Below are 16,827 nucleotides of genomic sequence, written 5' to 3' on the forward strand. Positions count from 1 at the left end.
GGAAGTGGAGCAAGTAGGCCGCTGACGCGACCACGGCCTGGATGCGCGGTGCGGGTCCGACCCGCACCGCGCCTCCCGGCCGGCTCACGCAAGAACCGACCAACGGAAGCCGCATGACCACAGTCCTCTACCTGACCCGGCGGGTGCTCCAGGCGCTCGCCGTGGTCTTCATCGTCACGATCGTGGTGTTCTGCCTGCTGCACGCACTGCCGGGCGGTCCCGCCCGCGGTGTCCTCGGCGTCTCCGCGACGCCCGCGCAGATCGCCGCGTTCAACCAGGCGCAGGGCCTCGACCAGGCGCTGCCGATCCAGTACCTGCGGTTCCTCGGCCGGCTGCTCAGCGGCGACCTCGGCACCTCGTACACGCTCAACGAACCGGTGGCGCAGCTCATCCGCGAGCGCCTGCCGAAGACCCTGGTGCTCACCGGCCTGTCCGCGGTGCTCGGCCTGGTCATCGCGATCCCGGTCGGCATGTGGCAGGCGGCCCGCCGCAACGGTGCGGTGGACTACACGGTCACGGCCCTGGCGTTCGTCTTCTACTCCACGCCCGCGTTCTTCCTCGGTCTGGTCCTGATCGTCGTCTTCACCCAGCAGCTGCCGTGGCTGCCCTCGCAGGCGCCGAGCGGCACCACCCTGGCCGAGGTGTTCCAGGACCCCGCCGGACTCGTGCTGCCCGTGCTGACCGGAGCGCTCGCGATGATCGCCGTGTTCAGTCGGTACATGCGGGCCTCGACGCTCGAGAACCTGCAGGAGGACTACGTGCGCACCGCCCGTGCCGGCGGCGCCTCGACCGCGACCATCCTGCGGCGGCACGTGTTCCGGAACTCGCTGACCCCGGTCGTCGCGATGCTCGGCTACTACCTGCCCGTGCTGTTCGGCGGCGCGCTGGTCACCGAGCAGCTGTTCAACTACCCGGGCATGGGGCTGCTGTTCTGGAACGCGGCCCAGACCTCGGACTACCCGACCCTGCTCGGCTGCGTGCTCGTCATCTCGATCGCGACGGTGGTCGGCACGCTGCTGGCCGACGTCGCACAGTCCCTGATCGACCCGAGAGTGAAGGCGGACCGCGCATGACCGACGCAGCCCTCATCGACACGTACCGCTACCGCACAGTGAAGGCGGACCGCGCATGACCACCGTGCAGATCGCACCGGAAGCCCCCGGCGCCCCCGTCTCGGTCGCCGCGACCGGGTTCCGCCTGGCCGCCCGCCGGTTCTCGCACAACACGCTCGCCGTGATCGGCCTGGCCGTCATCGTCGTCATCGTGCTGTTCTGCTTCGTCGGGCCGTTCCTGTACCCGACCGACCAGACCCACACGCAGCTGTCCCAGGCGAACCTCGGCCCGAGCGCCGCCCACTGGCTCGGCACCGACGCCGTCGGCCACGACGTGCTCGGCCGCCTGATGTACGGCGGCAAGGTGTCGCTCCTGGTCGGCATCGCCGCCGGGGTGCTGGCCACCGTCGTCGGCACGCTGTGGGGTTCCGTCGCCGGGTACGTCGGCGGCTGGGTCGACGCCGTCATGATGCGCATCGTCGACGCTGGCATCGCGATCCCCGCGCTGTTCATCCTGCTCGTCATCTCGGCGATCACCACGCCGGGCGTCGCCGGGCTGATCGTGATCCTCGGCCTGGTGTCGTGGCTGGTGCCCTCGCGCCTGATCCGCGCCGAGACCCTGACGCTCAAGAACCGCGACTACGTGCTGACGCTCCGCGCGATCGGCGGCTCGCACGCCCGGGCGATCGGCAAGCACCTGCTGCCGAACTCGGTGTCGACGATCGTGGTCGCCGCGACGTTCCAGGTCGCTGACGCGATCCTGCTCGTCGCCTACGTGTCCTACCTGGGCCTCGGGGTGCAGCCGCCCGCGACGGACTGGGGCGGGATGCTGTCGGCGGGACTCACCGCCGCCTACTCGGGACGGTGGTGGCTGATCGTGCCACCGGGCCTGGCCGTGATCCTGGTCGTCTGCGCCTTCAACGCCGTGGGCGACGGGCTGCGGGACGCCTTCGACGTGAGGGGACGAGGATGACCGACATCCTGCAGATGACCGACCTGGGGGTCACGTTCACCACCGAGTCGGGACCGGTCGACGCCGTGCGCGGGGTCTCGCTGACCGTCGCTCCGGGGGAGACCCTGGCGCTGGTCGGCGAGTCCGGCTCGGGCAAGTCCACCGTCGCGCTCGCCGCGATGGGGCTGCTCTCCGGCAATGCGACCGCGACCGGCAGCGCCGAGATCGCCGGACACCAGGTCATCGGTGCCGCCGAACCCGCGCTGCGCGGACTGCGCGGCAGCACCGTGTCCATGGTGTTCCAGGAACCGGCGACGGCGCTCGATCCCCTCACGCGTGTGGGGGCGCAGATCGCCGAGGTGATCCGGAACCACCGGCAGGCGTCCGCGTCCCAGGCATCTGCCGAGGCCGTCGAACTGCTCCGCAAGGTCGGCATCCCGGACCCGTCCGAGCGCGCGAAGGCCTTCCCGTTCCAGCTCTCCGGCGGGCAGCGGCAGCGTGTCGTCATCGCGATGGCGATCGCGAACGCGCCGAAGCTGCTGATCGCGGACGAGCCCACGACCGCACTCGACGTCACGGTGCAGGCCGAGATCCTCGAGCTGCTGCGCGCGCTCGCCGTGGACAGCGGCACCGGTGTGCTGCTCGTCACACACAACATGGGTGTCGTGGCCGACTTCGCCGACCGGGTCGCGGTGATGCTGCAGGGCGAGATCGTCGAGACCGGATCCGTCGAGGACGTCCTGCTCCGTCCCGAGCACGCGTACACGAAGCGGCTGCTCGCCGCGGTGCCGCGGCTGGACACCCCCGAGACGATCGCGCTGCGCGAGCGGGCGGCGGCCCCGGATGTGCCAGCGGGTGCGGGTGCGGGTCCGGTCCCGGCATCCGGACCGTCGGACGGGAGGCCCGACCCGGCTCCGGCGGTCGACCTGCGGGACGTCTCGGTGACCTTCGGGCGCGGGGCGCGCGCGGTCCACGCCCTGCAGGGCATCGACATCGCGGTGCACGCCGGCGAGACGGTCGGCCTGGTCGGTGAGTCCGGCTCGGGCAAGTCCACGGCAGCGCGGGTCGCGCTCGGTCTGATCGCGCCGACGTCCGGCACGGTCAGCCTGTTCGGGCAGGACCTGCGTCGGGCTCCGCGGCGCGATCGACGGGCGCTGCGCTCGGGGATCGGTGTCGTGCTGCAGGACCCCGTCGCCTCGCTCGACGCCCGGATGTCGGTGGGGGAGTGCATCGCCGAACCACTCGCCGTGCACCATCGCGGGATGTCTGCGTCCGAGCGTCGCGGGCGCGTGGACGAGGTGCTCGACGCCGTCCGGCTGCCCCGGGCGCTGGCGAACCGGGCACCGCGCGAGCTGTCCGGTGGGCAGCGGCAGCGGGTCAGCCTGGCCCGGGCGCTCGTGCTCGAGCCGCGGCTGCTCGTCGCCGACGAACCCACGTCGGCGCTCGACGTCAGCGTGCAAGAGGCGGTGCTCGAGGTCCTCACCGAGCTGCAGGCCGACTTCGGCTTCGCGTGCCTGTTCGTCTCGCACGACCTGGCCGTCGTGCAGCACTTCGCCGAGCGCGTCGTGGTGATGCGCCGCGGCGTCATCGAGGAGCAGGGCACGACCGGCACCACGCTGCTGCACCCGACCACCGACTACACCCGACGTCTGCTGGCCGCCGTGCCCGTCCCCGACCCGGTGCTGCAACGGCAGCGTCGGACGGAGCGGCTGGCGACCCTCGCCGCGGTGAGCTCGTGATGCGCGTGCTCGCCGGCATCGACGTCGGTGGGACGAACACGAAGGTCGTGCTCGCGACCCCGGCGCTCGAGGTGGTCGACCGGATCGACCTGCCGACGCCGGCGCACGCGGGTGGCGCGGCGATCGTGACGAGTGCGCTCGGAGCGGTGAGCGGTCTGCTCGACACGCACCGGGCCGTGTTGGCGGGTGTCGGGATCGGCGCGGCCGGCGTGGTCGACGCGGCCACGGGGACCGTCCTGGTGACCGGCAACTCGTTCACCGGGTGGGCCGGGTACGGCGTGACCGAGGCGGTGACCCAGGCGCTCGGCGTGCCCGCGACGCTCGACAACGACGTGAACGCGTTCCTGCTCGGCGAGGTCGCTGCCGGCGCGGTCGTCGGCGAGCGCGACGTGCTCGGGATGACCCTGGGAACCGGGGTCGGCGGTGCCCTCGTGCTCGACGGCGAACCGTTCGCCGGACCCCGTGGCGCTGCGGGCGAGATCGGCCACGTGCCCGGGTTCGGCGACGCGCTGTGCACGTGCGGGCAGCACGGTCACCTCGAGACGATCGCGGCCGCCCGGGGGATGGCGGACCGCTTCGCGACGCTGACCGGCACCCGGTTGCCGGTGCACGCGATCGCCGATGCCGCCCGATCGGGGGATGCGGACGCCGCGTCGGTGTTCCACACCGCCGGGTGGGGGATCGCCCGTGGCATCCTGCTGACCGCCGGGATCCTCGACGTGACGACGGTCGTCGTCGGGGGTGGGGTCGCTCGGTCGTGGGACCTGCTCGGCCCGGCCATCGCCGACGCGATCGCTGCCGAGCCGCCCGTCTCCGGTGCGACCATCCGCGTCGAGCCGGCGTTGCTCGGGTCGGACGCGGTCGCGCTCGGGGCCGCCGCGCAGGTGCGTTCCCTGGTGCTGAACGCCGAGCTCGCCTAAGCGCTCGTCCGCCTGGCCGCCTGGCCCGGCCGCCGGCGTGTTCAGCGTGCGCTCGCACAACGAGAAGCACCTCGCACCACGACGATCCGTGGCGCGAGGTGCTTCCGGTTGTGCGGGTGGAGCCGTGCGGGGAGGCCGTGCGGTCAGGCGCGACGGGCTCCGACGCGGGGCAGGACCACGCCGAGCACGATCATCGCCACGGCCAGGACCGCGTGCAGCACGTTGTCGGCGCTGTTGAGCGGCACGAAGTTCGCGGCGCTGGTCATGTTCGCCGTGAACAGGCCGTACACGAACAGCACGGCGTAGACGATGCCGCCGACCAGCAGGTACAGGCGCGCGCCCGCGGCGGACCGGGCTGCGATGAGCCCGACGATGCCGAACAGCAGGTGGACGATGTTGTGCAGGACGGAGACCTGGAACAGGCCCAGCAGGTGCGCCATCGACCCGTTGCCGGCGGCCGACATCGTGCCCATGTCCATCGTCAGGCCGGGGACGAACCCGGCGATGCCGACGATCAGGAAGACGACCCCGAAGACGAGCGCGCCCTTCTGGGTCCAGGTGGAGCCGTAGCCGGTGCGGCCGGTTGCTGCGTGTGCGGTCATGACGGGACCTTTCGTGGTTGGTGGGTCGTCGTCCGACGCCCCTGTGTGTCTCAGGAGATTCGGAGCGGATGTGCTGCCGGTTTGCAGCAAATGCGGTTGACAACTTGGGTCCGTCGAAAAGCGGACTGGTGTCACCCTCGAACAGGGGACGAGGATGGTGCCCAGTTGCACAGCGCAACTGGGCAGGTCCTTCCACCGACAGAGGAGTCGTCATGAAGAAGTCCATCGCCACCGCGTTCGCCGCGGTCGTCGTCGTCGCGGGGAGCCTGGCGGCCGCCGCGCCGGCCTCGGCGCTGACCTCGAGCCCGCAGATCGTCGGCGGTTCGACCGCGCCCGCCACCGCGTGGGCCGTCCAGCTCGAGGCGTCGGGCGGATCGATCCCCGCCGGCTACGTCAGCAACTGCACGGGCGAGCAGATCAACGCCTCGTGGGTGCTCACCGCTCGCCACTGCATCGACGGCATCGGTGCGATGAACGTCTACCACTCCAACTCCACGGCGAACCGCGGGACCCCGGTCGCCGTCGACCGCGTCAGCGCAGCCCCGACCGGGGACATCGCGCTCGTGCACCTGCGCAGCACGTACGCGCTGTCGTCCTACGCGTCCCTCGACCTCGGCGCGACCGCCAAGTCGAGCGGTACCGGCACGATCGAGGGCTACGGCCTGCGCGCCAACGCCCAGCAGTCGACCGGGCTGTACCAGGCCTCGGTGTCCCTGACGGGTGCCAGCACCGATGCCTACAGCGGCACCGCGCAGCACGTGACGGGCATCAGCGGCGCGTCGAACCACGGCGACTCGGGTGGGCCGCTGCTGGTGAACGGCAAGGTCGTCGGCGTGTGCTCGACGGGCGACAGCGCCGACCCGGGCGCGAACACCACGGCCGGCTCGAACTACGCCCTGCTCGCGCAGTCCGCGTCCTGGATCCGGTCGACCGCAGGCGTCTGACCCACTGACGAACCGGAGGCCTGTGGCGGACCCGCCACGGGCCTCCCGTCCTTCCTGTGGTCGCGTTCATGGCGAGCGCCGCCCGGTGCTGCCAGGATGCGGTCGTGCTGGATGACGACGACCGGACCATGATGCTCGCGCTCAGGCGCTACCTCGAGCACGCGAACGAGCTGGCAGGCCGCGAAGAGCGGACCGAGCTCACCCCGATCGGCGAACGGATCCGCGACCACCTGGGCGTCGACCCGCAGACCGTCCCCGTCGTCACCGAAGAGATCGCCGACCACCGACTGGTGGATGCCGACATCGCGCTCGAGGTCCTCAGCGGCGGCGATGCTGCGTCCCTGGTCGGCATCGCCGGGGACGACGGGCGGTTCCACAGCTCGCTGAGCGAGTTCATCGCACACGCACACTCGCGGTGGTCGATCGGCCCGGTCAGCTACGCGGCGAGGGCGACCGGACCGGACACCACACGCCGCGTCGTGTCGTTCGGGCTGTGGCTGCTGACGATCGACGGCACACCGATCGCCGTCCTGCAGCGCGCGGCGAAGCCCGAGTACGGGCGGGCGAGCGCGACGCTCGACGTGCTCTCCGCCGACCAGGACCGTGCGTCGGCGTTCCTCGTCCGGCTGCGTGCCCTGATGATCGAGCACAGCGTGCTGCGCGGACAGGTGCTGTCGTTCACACGCTCCGAGTATGGCGCGGACGCGGGCGCCACGTTCCTGCGGCGGCCGGACGTCAGCGCCGACGACGTCGTCCTGCCCGACGGGTTGCTCGACGAGGTCGTGGCGCACGTGGTCGGCATCGGTGAACAGCGTGCGGCGCTGCTCGCCGCCGGGCAGCACCTGAAGCGCGGGGTCCTGCTCTACGGGCCTCCCGGCACGGGCAAGACCCTGACCATCCGGCACCTGCTGACCCGGACACCGACCGTGACCGCCGTCCTGCTGACCGGATCGAGCATCGCGGCGATCGGTGCTGCCGCCGAGATCGCCCGCACGTTCCAACCGTCCGTCGTCGTGCTCGAGGACATCGACCTCGTCGCGATGGAGCGGACCGCCTCGCCGCAGCCACTGCTGTTCGAGGTGCTCGACGCGTTGGACGGCCTGGACGGAGACGCCGACGTGGCCTTCGTGATGACGACCAACCGGGTGTCGGTGCTCGAACGCGCGCTCGCCGACCGACCCGGACGCGTCGACCTGGCCGTCGAGGTCCCGCTCCCCGCGCTCCCCGAGCGCACGCGGCTGTTCCGGCGCTACGCGGGGTCGCTGCCCTTCTCCGACCAGGCGATCGCCGACGCCGCCGAACGGGCCGAGGACACCACCGGCTCGTTCGCCAAGGAGCTGATGCGTCGGAGTGTCCTGGGGGCGGCGTTGCGTGGAGCCGAGCCCGAGGACCAGGACCTGGCGGATGCGCTCGAGTCGTTGTTGACCGCGCGCTCGGCGCTCACCCGCAAGCTGCTCGGCACGCGGGACGGCGATGCTGACGACGACGAGGGCGGCTCGGACGACGGGACCGAGGACGACGGCTCCGATGGTGGCCACTGGGTCGCGTACGCGCCGCTCGCCGGGCAGGTCATCGCACGGAGCGGGACCACGGACTGAGCTCGGGCCGCGACCGGACCGAGCGCGGGTCCGTGTCCGACGGCTCGCGGCCGGACCTGGGTGTGCGTCCGTGCGGGGCCGAGGACCGTGGAACCATGAGCCAGTACGACAAGCGCGACCCGAACACCCTCTACCCCGCACCGCCGTACCCGAAGCAGGAGCAGTCGCTGCCGGGTGCCGCCTGGAAGATGGACCCGAAGCCCGACCACGGCGAGGAGAGCTACGTCGGCAAGGAACGGCTGACGGGATACCGTGGCATCGTCACCGGCGCCGACTCGGGCATCGGCCGCGCCGCCGCGATCGCCATGTCGCGCGAGGGCGCCGACCTGGTGCTGTCGTACCTGCCGGACGAACAGGAGGACGCCGAGCAGGTCCGCGACCTGCTGGAGTCCGAAGGGCGTCGTGCCGTGCTGGTCCCCGGGGACATCTCCGACGAGCAGTACTGCACGGACCTGGTGCAGACGGCCGTCACCGAGCTCGGTGGCCTCGACACCCTGGTCATGGTCGCCGGGCGCATGGAGAGCAACGACGACATCCTGACGCTCGACACGGCGATGTTCGACTCGACGTTCAAGACGAACATCTACTCGCTCTTCTGGCTGACGAAGGCCGCGGTCCCGCACCTGGAGCCGGGCTCGACGATCGTCACGACCGGCTCGATCCAGGCATCGACGCCGTCGCCCGACAAGATCGACTACGCCGTGTCCAAGGGCGCGATCAAGCTCTTCACCGAGGCCGTCGCGCAGCAGCTCGCGCCGAAGGGCATCCGCGTGAACTCCGTGGCACCCGGTCCGGTGTGGACGCCGCTGCAGCCCGGGTCCGACGACGCCGAGACGGTCTCGCACTTCGGGGAGCAGTCGCCGTTCGGGCGGCCGGGGCAGCCCGCCGAACTCGGCGCCGCCTACGTGCACCTGGTCAGCCCGGAGTCGAGCTACCAGTCCGGCTCGACCATCACGATCGCCGGCGGCACGCCCGCGTTCTGAGTCACGAGCCCGACCGGATTCCCTGGGTCGCACCCCCGCGACGACATCGCGCCCCGTCCTGACGGGGCGCGATGTTCGCGTGGGGGTGCGAACCTGCGGGCATCAGCGGGGCCGACGACCGGACCAGCGCGTCAGTGACCGACCCGCTCGTCGACCAGCTCCTGCGTCCCCAGCACGATCGCGAGCGCCAACCGCTCGGCGTCCGGCGTGCCCGGTTCGGCGGTGTAGGCCATGATCCGCAGGTCCTCGGGCCCCACCACGAGCGTGTCGCAGTCGATCCGGATCGGCCCGACGGTGGGGTGCAGGATCGTCTTCTGCCGCGAGGCGTGCTCGACCGCCGGCGCTGCAGCGGACTCCCACAGCGCCACGAACCGCGGGCTGGCGGCGCGCAGGTCCCGCACGAGCTGCTGCAGCTGCCGGTCCAGCGGGTAGCGAGCCGCGGTCGCTCGGAGTCCGGCGACGACGTTCTCCTCGAACGCGGCCTGCTCGGCGGGGGTGTGCAGGGCGCGGCTGCCGGGCCCGACCAGGTGCCGCCACGCCGTGTTCCGCTCGTGCCCGCGGAGCGCACCGACCGGCCCCATCAGCGCGTCGTACGGCAGGTTCGCCACGAGCAGGTTCCCCGCCGCGTCGAGCACCGCGACGGGAGTGTCCGCCAGGCGGTCGAGCAGGCGCTGCACGCTCGGCGGGATCCGCGTCGGCACGACGTCCGCGCCGGGAGTGGCGTGCCCGGCGAGCGCGTAGAGCAGCTCACGCTCGGCGTCGGACACCCGGAGCGCGCGGACCAGTGCCTCGACCACCTGTGCGGACGGTGACGTCGCCCGGCCCTGTTCGAGCCGGGTCAGGTAGTCCGCCGAGATCCCGGCCAGTCCGGCCAGCTCCTCGCGCCGCAGCCCGGTCGCGCGGCGACGGGGACCGATCGGCACCCCCACCGCCGACGGGGCGACGTGGTCGCGCAGCCGCCGCAGCGTGGTGCCGAACTCGGAGTGGTCCATGGCGACAGTCTGCCGCGCGGGCCTCGTGCGGGCCTGGCCCTGCGAGTCCTACGACAACCGCGCGACTGCCTGCGCGCGATCGGTCGGGCGCACGCTACCGCCATGACAACGACACTCGTGACCGGCGCCTCCCGTGGCCTCGGCAAGGAAACCGCCCGCCAGCTCGTCGCCGCCGGGCACACCGTCTGGATCGGCGTCCGCGACCTGCAGGCCGGCACCGCGGTCGCCGAGGAGATCGGCGCCCACGCGGTGCAGCTCGACGTGACGGACGACGCCTCGGTCACCGCCGCGTTCGCGCACCTCGACGCCCAGGGCGGACTCGACGTCCTGGTCAACAACGCCGGCATCGCGATGCTCGGGCTGAACGGCCCCGACGCGCTCGCCGTGTTCGACACGAACGCCGTCGGCATCGTCCGGACCACCGAGGCCGCGCTGCCGGTGCTGCGCCGCTCGGCGAACCCGATCGTCGTGAACATCGGCAGCGCGCTCGGCTCGTTCGCCGCGACCCACGACCCCGCCAAGCCGGCGTCGACCGTGAACGCGATCGTCTACGGCGCGAGCAAGGCCGCCGTGTCGATGCTCACGTCGCAGTACGCGCGCGCCGTGCCCGAGGTGCACTTCGTGGTGCTCGAGCCCGGCTACACCGCGACCGAGCTCGGCGGCGTGCCGAACCCGCACGGGCGCCCGGTCGAGGTCAGCGCCGCCACCGTCGTGGCCGCCGCGTCGGAGGGCCCGCAGGGCCCGACCGGCGTGTTCCTGGAGGACGGCGAACCGCTCGGGTGGTGATCCGTGACGGACAGGAGGCTCCTACCGGACCCGGTGGGAGCCTCCCGTCCGTCGTCGGGTCCGGTCAGATGAACTGCCGGAAGTTGGTCGAGGCCAGGTCCAGCAGCTCGTCACCGCGGCCGCTGAGCACCGTGCGGATGGCGTAGAGCGTGAAGCCCTTGGCCTGCTCCAACGTGACCGCCGGCGGCATCGACAGCTCTTGGCGGTCGGCCTTGACGGACACCAGCGCGGGGCCGTCGTGGGCGAGCGCCGCGGCCATGGCCGACTCGAAGTCGTCCGACTCGTCCACGCGGAAGCCCTTGATGCCGATCGCCTCGGCGACCTTGGCGAAGTCGGGGTTCTGCAGCTCGGTGCCGTACGTGACGAAGCCCGCGGCCTTCATCTCGAGCTCGACGAAGTTGAGGGACGCGTTGTCGAACACGACGATCTTCACCGGCAGCTTGTTCTGCACGATCGTGATGAGCTCGCCGAGCAGCATCGTCAGGCCGCCGTCACCGGCCATCGCGATGACCTGCCGGTCCGGGAACGCCGCTTGCGCGCCGATCGCCTGCGGCACGGCGTTCGCCATCGTGCCGTGCACGAACGAGCCGATCAGCCGTCGCTTGCCGTTCAGCGTCAGGTACCGCGATGCCCAGACGACCGGCGAGCCCACGTCGGGGATGAACACGGCGTCGTCGGCGGCCAGCCGGTCGAGCACCCGGGTGACGTACTGCGGGTGCAGCGGCTTGTGCTTGCCAGCGGGAACGGCCAGGTCGTCGAGCTTCTCGCGGGTCTTCGTGTAGTGCTTGCGGGCGTCCTGCAGGTGGTGGGCCGGCTTCGCTCCGTCCAGCAAGGGGATGAGCGCGAGCGCGGTGTCCTTCACGGTGCCGACCAGTCCGATGTCCACCGGGTGCCGGCGCCCGAGCTGCGAGCCGCGCACGTCCACCTGCACGTGCTTCGCCTTCGCCGGGAAGAACTGCTGGTACGGGAAGTCGGTGCCCAGCATGAGCACCACGTCGGCGTCCTCCATGGCACGGTAGCCGGACGCGAAGCCGAGCAGCCCGGTCATGCCGACGTCGTACGGGTTGTCGTACTCGATGTGCTCCTTGCCGCGCAGCGCGTGCACGATCGGCGCCTGCAGCCGTTCGGCCAGGGCGACGACCTCGTCGTGCGCACCGGCGACACCCGCGCCGGCCAGGATCGTGATCTTGTCCGCGCCGTTGAGCAGGTCCGCGGTGCGCTGCAGCTCGGCGTCGGACGGGAGGATGCGCGGCGTGGTGCGCTCGATGCGGGTGGTCCTGGTGTCCTTCGCCTCGGCGAGCAGCACGTCCCCGGGGATCACCAGGACGGCGACGCCGCGCTTCTCGATCGCCTCGCGCATCGCGATCTCGAGCAGGCGGGGCATCTGCGACGGGTCGGCGACGTACTCCACGTACACCGAGCACTCGCGGAACAGTTCCTGCGGGTGGGTCTCCTGGAAGTACCCGGAGCCGATCTCCGCCGTGGGGATGTGTGCCGCGATGGCCAGCACCGGTACGCGGGAGCGGTTGGCGTCGTACAGCCCGTTGATCAAGTGCAGGTTCCCCGGGCCGCAGCTGCCGGCACACACCGCCAGGTCGCCGGTGAGCTCGGCTTCGGCCGACGCGGCGAACGCGGCCGCCTCTTCGTGCCGGACGTGCTCCCACCGGATCGTGCCGTCCTTGCGCAGCGCGTCGGTGAAGCCGTTGAGGGAGTCCCCGGGCAGGCCGTAGACCCGCTGGACGTCGTTCAGGCGGAGGGTGGCGACGATGTTCTCGGCGACGGTGGGCATGCGGTTCCTCTCGTGGTGGACACCTTCCGGTGTAGTCGTCCCCCGCTGACCGCGGCTGAGCGACGGAGCGCGGCTGAGCGCATTCGGATCGACTCGGTGACCGCTGCGTGCCCGCTGATCGCCGGGTGCTGCGACCATGGACGGATGATCGACGATGCGCCGCCGCTGCGCCCACGCCGCCGCGAGCCCGACGCGAACGGCATCCTGGTCCGCTCGCCGTACCCGCTCGCGACGCTGACGATCGGCATCGGAGCGGTCGTCGTGCTCACGGTCATCGGCTTCTTCCTGGGCACCGTCGACCTCGGGCTGGCCCGCGCGCTCAACGCCCTGCACACCGGAGCCCTCGGCGCGTTCACCGACGGGGTCTACCACGCGATCAGCCCGGCGCCCGCGATCGTCGTCACCGTGATCGTCACCGCGGTGATCTGGGTGGTGCAGCGGAACGTCCGTCCGGCCGCGGCCTTCGCCGGGGTCGTCGCGATCACCTGGGTGCCGTCGGACATCGTGAAGGAGCTGGTCCACCGCGCTCGCCCCGACGTGTCCGTGCTGCCGCACCCGTTCGCCGTGCAGCCGGACCCGGGCTACCCGAGCGGCCACACCGTCTTCATGGTGGCCTTCACGATCGCGATCTGCTGGGTGCTGCGCGACACGCGGTGGCACACCCTGGCCGTGACGCTCGGCGCGGTCGCGGTCGTCGTCGTGTTCTTCGCGGTGACGATCGACGCCGTGCACTTCCCCACGGACGCGCTGGCCTCGGTGGCGTGGGCGCTCGCCGTGGCCCCGGCCGCCCGGGTGCTCTGGGTCGACCTGCTCATGCCGCGGCTGCCGTACCTGCGCCCCGCGAAGCCCGTCGCCCGCTGACGCGCCGCCGCGGTGCTGCCGGGCCACACCGTGCCGCGCCGAGTCTCGCCCCGGCGGACACTTTGCTCCGCTCTGGGCCGCGATTCTGTCCGCGGGGCCGAGACTCGGCGACGCCGGGCGGGCGCGGGCGCGGGCCGGCGCGGGCCGGCGCGAGCGCGACGCCGGGCCGACCGCCGGGCGCGACGCCGAGTCACTCGGCGCGGGCTGCCCGCCGATCCCGGGCCACGAGCAGCGCGACCACGGCGACGACCGCGGCGGCGACCATCACGATCGCCAGGGGCGCGGCCGTGCTCGACCCGCCGATGCTCACGAGCGGTGACACCAGCGCCGCGAGTCCGAACTGCAGCGCGCCGAGCACCGCCGAGGCACTGCCCGCCGCCGACGGCACGGCCCCGAGCGCCAGGGCCGTCGCGTTCCCGAGCACCAGGCCGAGGCTGCCGACCGCGGTGAACAGCGGCACGGCGAGCAGGAACACCGGCGCCGCGGTGACGACCAGCAGCGCGAACGCCACGGTCGACGCCAGCACCAGCACGATGCCGAGCGACAGCACCCCGGTCACCGAGCGACATTCGGTGAGCTTGGCCGACAGCACACTCACGCCCATCAGTGCCAGCGCGTTCAGCCCGAACGCCAGCCCGTAGCCGACGGTGCCCAGGCCGAGCATGTCCTGGTACAGGAACGGCGACGCCGAGATGTACGCCATCATCACGGCGAAGGCGAACCCGAACACCGCGGTGTAGCCGAGGAACGTCCGCGAGCGCAGGGCCGCCAGCGGTGACGACGACGCGGAGCGTGCCGCACGCTGGGCGTCCCGGTGCGACCGCAGGTGGGTCTCGCGGATGACGGCGAGCACCGTCACCAGCATGAGGACCGCCAGCCCGAGCACGATGGTCAGCAGTCCACGCCACCCGATCGGGCCGGTGAGCAGCCCGCCGAGCAGCGGCGCGACGACCGGGGCGACCCCGCTGACGATCATCATGAGCGAGAACGCGCGGGCCGCGGGCTTGCCGGTCGCCAGGTCGGAGATCACCGCGCGCCCGATCACCATGCCGGCCGCGCCGCCCAGGCCCTGCAGCAGCCGGGCGACGATCAGCACGGTGACGTTCGGCGCCAGCACGGCGACGACACTGGCGAGCACGCACAGTGCGGCGCCGGCGATCAGCGGGGGCACGCGGCCGAAGCGGTCGGACAACGGACCGAAGACGAGCTGCCCCGCGGTCACCCCGACCAGGAACGCGGTGAGGGTCAGCTGGACGGTCGTGGCTGACGTCTGCAGCTCGCTGGTCATCTCCGGGAAGGCCGGCAGGTACAGGTCGGTGGCGAAGGGTGCCACCGCGCTGAGCAGGCCGAGGGCGAGCAACAGTGCGGTGGTGATGCCCTGCGGTTGTGTCGTGGGCGTCGCGAGGTCCGCGCGGTTCGAGCCGGTGTTGATCGTCATGGTTATGAAACCATAACCCATTCTCGACCAGCGGTACAGTCGGCGCATGGATCCCGCCCCGACCGACGACGACCTGGCCGAGCTGGCCGACGTCGTCCTGCGCATCTCGCGCGAGGTCGACCCGAGTGCGTCGCACGCGCTCGACATCGTCCCGCTGACCGGTACCGAAGCGCTCGTGATGCGGTGGATCGACCGCCACCAGGGCACCTCGCCGAGCGCCACGGCCGAGGCCACCGGGCTGCAGCGGAGCAACCTCAGCGCCGCACTCCGCGCGCTGGTGGCGAAGGACATGGTCGACCGCCGTCCGGACCCCGACGACGCCCGGCTCGTACAGCTCTTCTCGACCGCACGGGCGACGGAGAGCATCGCCGTGCTGCACGCGCGCTGGGCCGAGCAGCTCCGACGCGCACTCGGGACGGACCACGCGGGCGTCGCCACGACCCTCGCGGTGCTGACCCGGATCGACGACGGACTGCGCGACTAGCCAGCAGGGACAGCGTCGTCCGCGTCCTCGTCCGCGATCGGCAGCAGCCGCCGAGCGCCGTGCCCCTCGGCGCCGAGCGTGTCGCCCGGGTTCATCACCAGGCAGGCGTTGAGCGAGATGCACCCGCACCCGATGCACTGCGTCATCTCCTGCTGCAACCGCTCGAGCTCGAGTTGTCGGGCACGCAGTCGCGCACGCCAGCGCTCGTTCAGCCGGCTCCAGTCGCGCAGGGAGGGCATCCGGTCCTCGGGCAACGCCTGGAACTGCTCGGCGACCTCGGCGAGCGCGATGCCCAGGCGCTTGGCGACCTGGATGATCGCGATGCGCCGTTCGACGTGCCGCGGGTACAGCCGCGTGCCGCCGTCTGAACGCTCCGGGTGGATCAGGCCCTTCCGCTCGTAGAAGTGCAGCGCGCTGGCGGCGACCCCGGTGCGGGCCACGACCTCACCGATCGTCAGCAGGTCGGTCGGGCGCGGGATCTCCACCATGGTGGAGATCCTACGGACCGGAAAGCCGGCAGGCCGGAGGACGGGAGGCGCGTGGCGGGCGCCGCCACGATCCTCCAGCCCGCCCCTGGTCGCGCACCGATCCCTCGTGGTGACCGCGTGGCAGGCTCGGAGCATGACCTACATCGCCCGCGACGACCGCTACGACTCGATGACGTACCGCCGCACCGGCCACTCCGGCCTCGACCTGCCACTGCTCTCGCTAGGGTACTGGCACAACTTCGGCGACGACGTGCCCTTCGAGACGCAGCGTGCCGTCAGCCGCCGCGCGTTCGACCTCGGCATCACGCACCACGACCTCGCGAACAACTACGGGCCGCCCTACGGTGCCGCCGAGGTCAACTTCGGCCGCCTGATGCGTGAGGACTTCGCGCCGTACCGCGACGAGATGGTGATCTCGACCAAGGCCGGGTGGGACATGTGGCCGGGGCCGTACGGCCAGGGCGGCGGGTCGCGCAAGTACGTGCTCGCATCACTCGACCAGTCCCTGACCCGCATGGGTCTCGACCACGTCGACGTCTTCTACTCCCACCGGCTCGACGCCTCGACCCCGCTCGAGGAGACGATGGGCGCGCTGCACACCGCCGTGCAGCAGGGCAAGGCGCTGTACGTCGGCATCTCGTCGTACGACGCCGACCGCACCCGCCAGGCCGCGGCGATCCTGCGCGACCTCGGCACGCCGCTGCTGATCCACCAGCCCTCGTACTCGATGCTCAACCGGTGGATCGAGACCGAGGGGCTGCTCGACACCGCCAGTGAGCTCGGCTTCGGCGTGATCGGCTTCACCGCGCTCGCGCAGGGGCTGCTGACGGGCAAGTACCTGGACGGGGTGCCGGCGGACTCCCGCGCGGCGGCCGGCAAGTCCCTCGACGCGTCGAGCATCACGCCCGAGGTCGTCGAGCACCTGCGCGCGCTCAACGGCGTCGCCGAGTCGCGCGGGCAGACGATGGCGCAGCTCGCACTGTCGTGGGCGCTGCGCGACGAGCGGGTGACCTCGCTGGTGATCGGGGCGTCGCGGGTGTCGCAGCTCGACGACAACGTCGCGGCGCTGGGCAACCTGACGTTCTCGGACGACGAGCTCCGCACGATCGACGAGCACTCGGTCGGCATCACGGACGTCGACCTGTGGGCGGGTGCCCGCGCCGGGGAGGTCTCGTAGCGCGGTTTTCATCGCACTTGAC

The 16,827-nt window shown here is 71.9% G+C and carries 16 protein-coding genes; 11 read left to right on the forward strand and 5 right to left on the reverse strand.

The genetic code is table 11. The annotated features are described in order from the left end of the window. Positions 1 to 113 precede the first annotated feature (113 nt). Genes MT346_RS16855 through MT346_RS16870 form a run of 4 tightly spaced genes read left to right on the forward strand, consistent with a single transcriptional unit; the run spans position 114 to position 4,663 of the window. The gene (locus tag MT346_RS16855) at positions 114 to 1,073 is read left to right on the forward strand and encodes an ABC transporter permease (RefSeq protein ID WP_243564251.1); all 960 of its coding nucleotides are present in this window, start codon (positions 114 to 116) and stop codon (positions 1,071 to 1,073) included. Between the two features lie 55 nt (positions 1,074 to 1,128). Next, positions 1,129 to 2,025, forward strand: a complete 897-nt coding sequence (locus MT346_RS16860; protein ID WP_243564252.1) for an ABC transporter permease — start codon at positions 1,129 to 1,131, stop codon at positions 2,023 to 2,025. Then, the gene (locus MT346_RS16865) at positions 2,022 to 3,743 is read left to right on the forward strand and encodes an ABC transporter ATP-binding protein (RefSeq protein WP_243564253.1); all 1,722 of its coding nucleotides are present in this window, start codon (positions 2,022 to 2,024) and stop codon (positions 3,741 to 3,743) included. The genes MT346_RS16860 and MT346_RS16865 overlap by 4 nt, the downstream gene beginning before the upstream one ends. Continuing rightward, on the forward strand, positions 3,743 to 4,663 hold the full coding sequence (locus MT346_RS16870) for an ROK family protein (protein WP_243564254.1): 921 nt from the start codon (positions 3,743 to 3,745) through the stop codon (positions 4,661 to 4,663). Before MT346_RS16865 ends, MT346_RS16870 begins: the two co-directional genes overlap by 1 nt. Positions 4,664 to 4,806: 143 nt before the next feature. Here MT346_RS16870 and MT346_RS16875 read toward each other — a convergent pair whose 3' ends face one another. Continuing rightward, positions 4,807 to 5,265, reverse strand: a complete 459-nt coding sequence (locus tag MT346_RS16875) for a DUF4383 domain-containing protein (RefSeq protein ID WP_243564255.1) — start codon at positions 5,263 to 5,265, stop codon at positions 4,807 to 4,809. A gap of 212 nt (positions 5,266 to 5,477) precedes the next feature. Between MT346_RS16875 and MT346_RS16880 the strand changes: the two genes are divergently transcribed. The 3 genes from MT346_RS16880 to MT346_RS16890 all read left to right on the forward strand — a co-directional run bounded on the left by MT346_RS16880 (position 5,478) and on the right by MT346_RS16890 (position 8,790). After that, positions 5,478 to 6,209, forward strand: coding sequence for a trypsin-like serine protease (locus tag MT346_RS16880; RefSeq protein ID WP_243564256.1), 732 nt, complete (start codon positions 5,478 to 5,480; stop codon positions 6,207 to 6,209). Between the two features lie 104 nt (positions 6,210 to 6,313). Then, positions 6,314 to 7,807 carry an ATP-binding protein gene (locus MT346_RS16885; protein WP_243564257.1) on the forward strand — a complete coding sequence of 498 codons (1,494 nt, stop codon included), beginning with the start codon at positions 6,314 to 6,316 and terminating at the stop codon, positions 7,805 to 7,807. A gap of 95 nt (positions 7,808 to 7,902) precedes the next feature. Continuing rightward, entirely contained in the window at positions 7,903 to 8,790 is an 888-nt protein-coding gene (locus MT346_RS16890; protein ID WP_243564258.1) for an SDR family oxidoreductase, read from the forward strand. A 131-nt stretch (positions 8,791 to 8,921) separates the two neighbouring features. Here MT346_RS16890 and MT346_RS16895 read toward each other — a convergent pair whose 3' ends face one another. Further along, entirely contained in the window at positions 8,922 to 9,782 is an 861-nt protein-coding gene (locus MT346_RS16895; protein ID WP_243564259.1) for a helix-turn-helix transcriptional regulator, read from the reverse strand. A 102-nt stretch (positions 9,783 to 9,884) separates the two neighbouring features. Between MT346_RS16895 and MT346_RS16900 the strand changes: the two genes are divergently transcribed. After that, a complete protein-coding gene (locus MT346_RS16900) occupies positions 9,885 to 10,568 on the forward strand; it encodes an SDR family NAD(P)-dependent oxidoreductase (RefSeq protein ID WP_243564260.1) in 684 nt (227 codons plus the stop codon). Positions 10,569 to 10,632: 64 nt separating this feature from the next. Here MT346_RS16900 and poxB read toward each other — a convergent pair whose 3' ends face one another. Next, a complete protein-coding gene (poxB, locus tag MT346_RS16905; RefSeq protein ID WP_243564261.1) occupies positions 10,633 to 12,357 on the reverse strand; it encodes a ubiquinone-dependent pyruvate dehydrogenase in 1,725 nt (574 codons plus the stop codon). Between the two features lie 144 nt (positions 12,358 to 12,501). Between poxB and MT346_RS16910 the strand changes: the two genes are divergently transcribed. After that, on the forward strand, positions 12,502 to 13,218 hold the full coding sequence (locus MT346_RS16910; protein ID WP_243564262.1) for a phosphatase PAP2 family protein: 717 nt from the start codon (positions 12,502 to 12,504) through the stop codon (positions 13,216 to 13,218). Positions 13,219 to 13,408: 190 nt separating this feature from the next. Here MT346_RS16910 and MT346_RS16915 read toward each other — a convergent pair whose 3' ends face one another. Next, positions 13,409 to 14,656 carry a multidrug effflux MFS transporter gene (locus MT346_RS16915; RefSeq protein ID WP_243564263.1) on the reverse strand — a complete coding sequence of 416 codons (1,248 nt, stop codon included), beginning with the start codon at positions 14,654 to 14,656 and terminating at the stop codon, positions 13,409 to 13,411. Positions 14,657 to 14,702: 46 nt separating this feature from the next. Between MT346_RS16915 and MT346_RS16920 the strand changes: the two genes are divergently transcribed. Beyond that, complete coding sequence (locus MT346_RS16920) at positions 14,703 to 15,140, forward strand: MarR family winged helix-turn-helix transcriptional regulator (RefSeq protein WP_243564264.1); 438 nt, start codon at positions 14,703 to 14,705, stop codon at positions 15,138 to 15,140. Here MT346_RS16920 and soxR read toward each other — a convergent pair. Then, positions 15,137 to 15,628, reverse strand: a complete 492-nt coding sequence (gene soxR, locus MT346_RS16925) for a redox-sensitive transcriptional activator SoxR (protein WP_243564265.1) — start codon at positions 15,626 to 15,628, stop codon at positions 15,137 to 15,139. The two genes, MT346_RS16920 and soxR, sit on opposite strands and share 4 nt — an antisense overlap. A gap of 133 nt (positions 15,629 to 15,761) precedes the next feature. On the opposite strand from soxR, the gene mgrA reads away from it, so the two are divergent. Beyond that, a complete protein-coding gene (gene mgrA / locus MT346_RS16930; RefSeq protein ID WP_243564266.1) occupies positions 15,762 to 16,805 on the forward strand; it encodes an L-glyceraldehyde 3-phosphate reductase in 1,044 nt (347 codons plus the stop codon). The last annotated feature ends 22 nt before the right edge of the window (positions 16,806 to 16,827 follow it).

Source organism: Curtobacterium sp. VKM Ac-2922, from assembly GCF_022815645.1.
Lineage (GTDB): Bacteria > Actinomycetota > Actinomycetes > Actinomycetales > Microbacteriaceae > Curtobacterium.

Coding starts and splice junctions, on each gene's coding strand:
- MT346_RS16910 (WP_243564262.1), top strand. CDS start 12,502: ATGATCGACGATGCGCCGCCGCTGCGCCCACGCCGCCGCGAGCCCGAC.
- MT346_RS16880 (WP_243564256.1), top strand. CDS start 5,478: ATGAAGAAGTCCATCGCCACCGCGTTCGCCGCGGTCGTCGTCGTCGCG.
- MT346_RS16860 (WP_243564252.1), top strand. CDS start 1,129: ATGACCACCGTGCAGATCGCACCGGAAGCCCCCGGCGCCCCCGTCTCG.
- MT346_RS16900 (WP_243564260.1), top strand. CDS start 9,885: ATGACAACGACACTCGTGACCGGCGCCTCCCGTGGCCTCGGCAAGGAA.
- MT346_RS16915 (WP_243564263.1), bottom strand. CDS start 14,656: ATGACGATCAACACCGGCTCGAACCGCGCGGACCTCGCGACGCCCACG.
- soxR (WP_243564265.1), bottom strand. CDS start 15,628: ATGGTGGAGATCCCGCGCCCGACCGACCTGCTGACGATCGGTGAGGTC.
- mgrA (WP_243564266.1), top strand. CDS start 15,762: ATGACCTACATCGCCCGCGACGACCGCTACGACTCGATGACGTACCGC.
- MT346_RS16855 (WP_243564251.1), top strand. CDS start 114: ATGACCACAGTCCTCTACCTGACCCGGCGGGTGCTCCAGGCGCTCGCC.
- poxB (WP_243564261.1), bottom strand. CDS start 12,357: ATGCCCACCGTCGCCGAGAACATCGTCGCCACCCTCCGCCTGAACGAC.
- MT346_RS16920 (WP_243564264.1), top strand. CDS start 14,703: ATGGATCCCGCCCCGACCGACGACGACCTGGCCGAGCTGGCCGACGTC.
- MT346_RS16895 (WP_243564259.1), bottom strand. CDS start 9,782: ATGGACCACTCCGAGTTCGGCACCACGCTGCGGCGGCTGCGCGACCAC.
- MT346_RS16890 (WP_243564258.1), top strand. CDS start 7,903: ATGAGCCAGTACGACAAGCGCGACCCGAACACCCTCTACCCCGCACCG.
- MT346_RS16870 (WP_243564254.1), top strand. CDS start 3,743: ATGCGCGTGCTCGCCGGCATCGACGTCGGTGGGACGAACACGAAGGTC.
- MT346_RS16865 (WP_243564253.1), top strand. CDS start 2,022: ATGACCGACATCCTGCAGATGACCGACCTGGGGGTCACGTTCACCACC.
- MT346_RS16875 (WP_243564255.1), bottom strand. CDS start 5,265: ATGACCGCACACGCAGCAACCGGCCGCACCGGCTACGGCTCCACCTGG.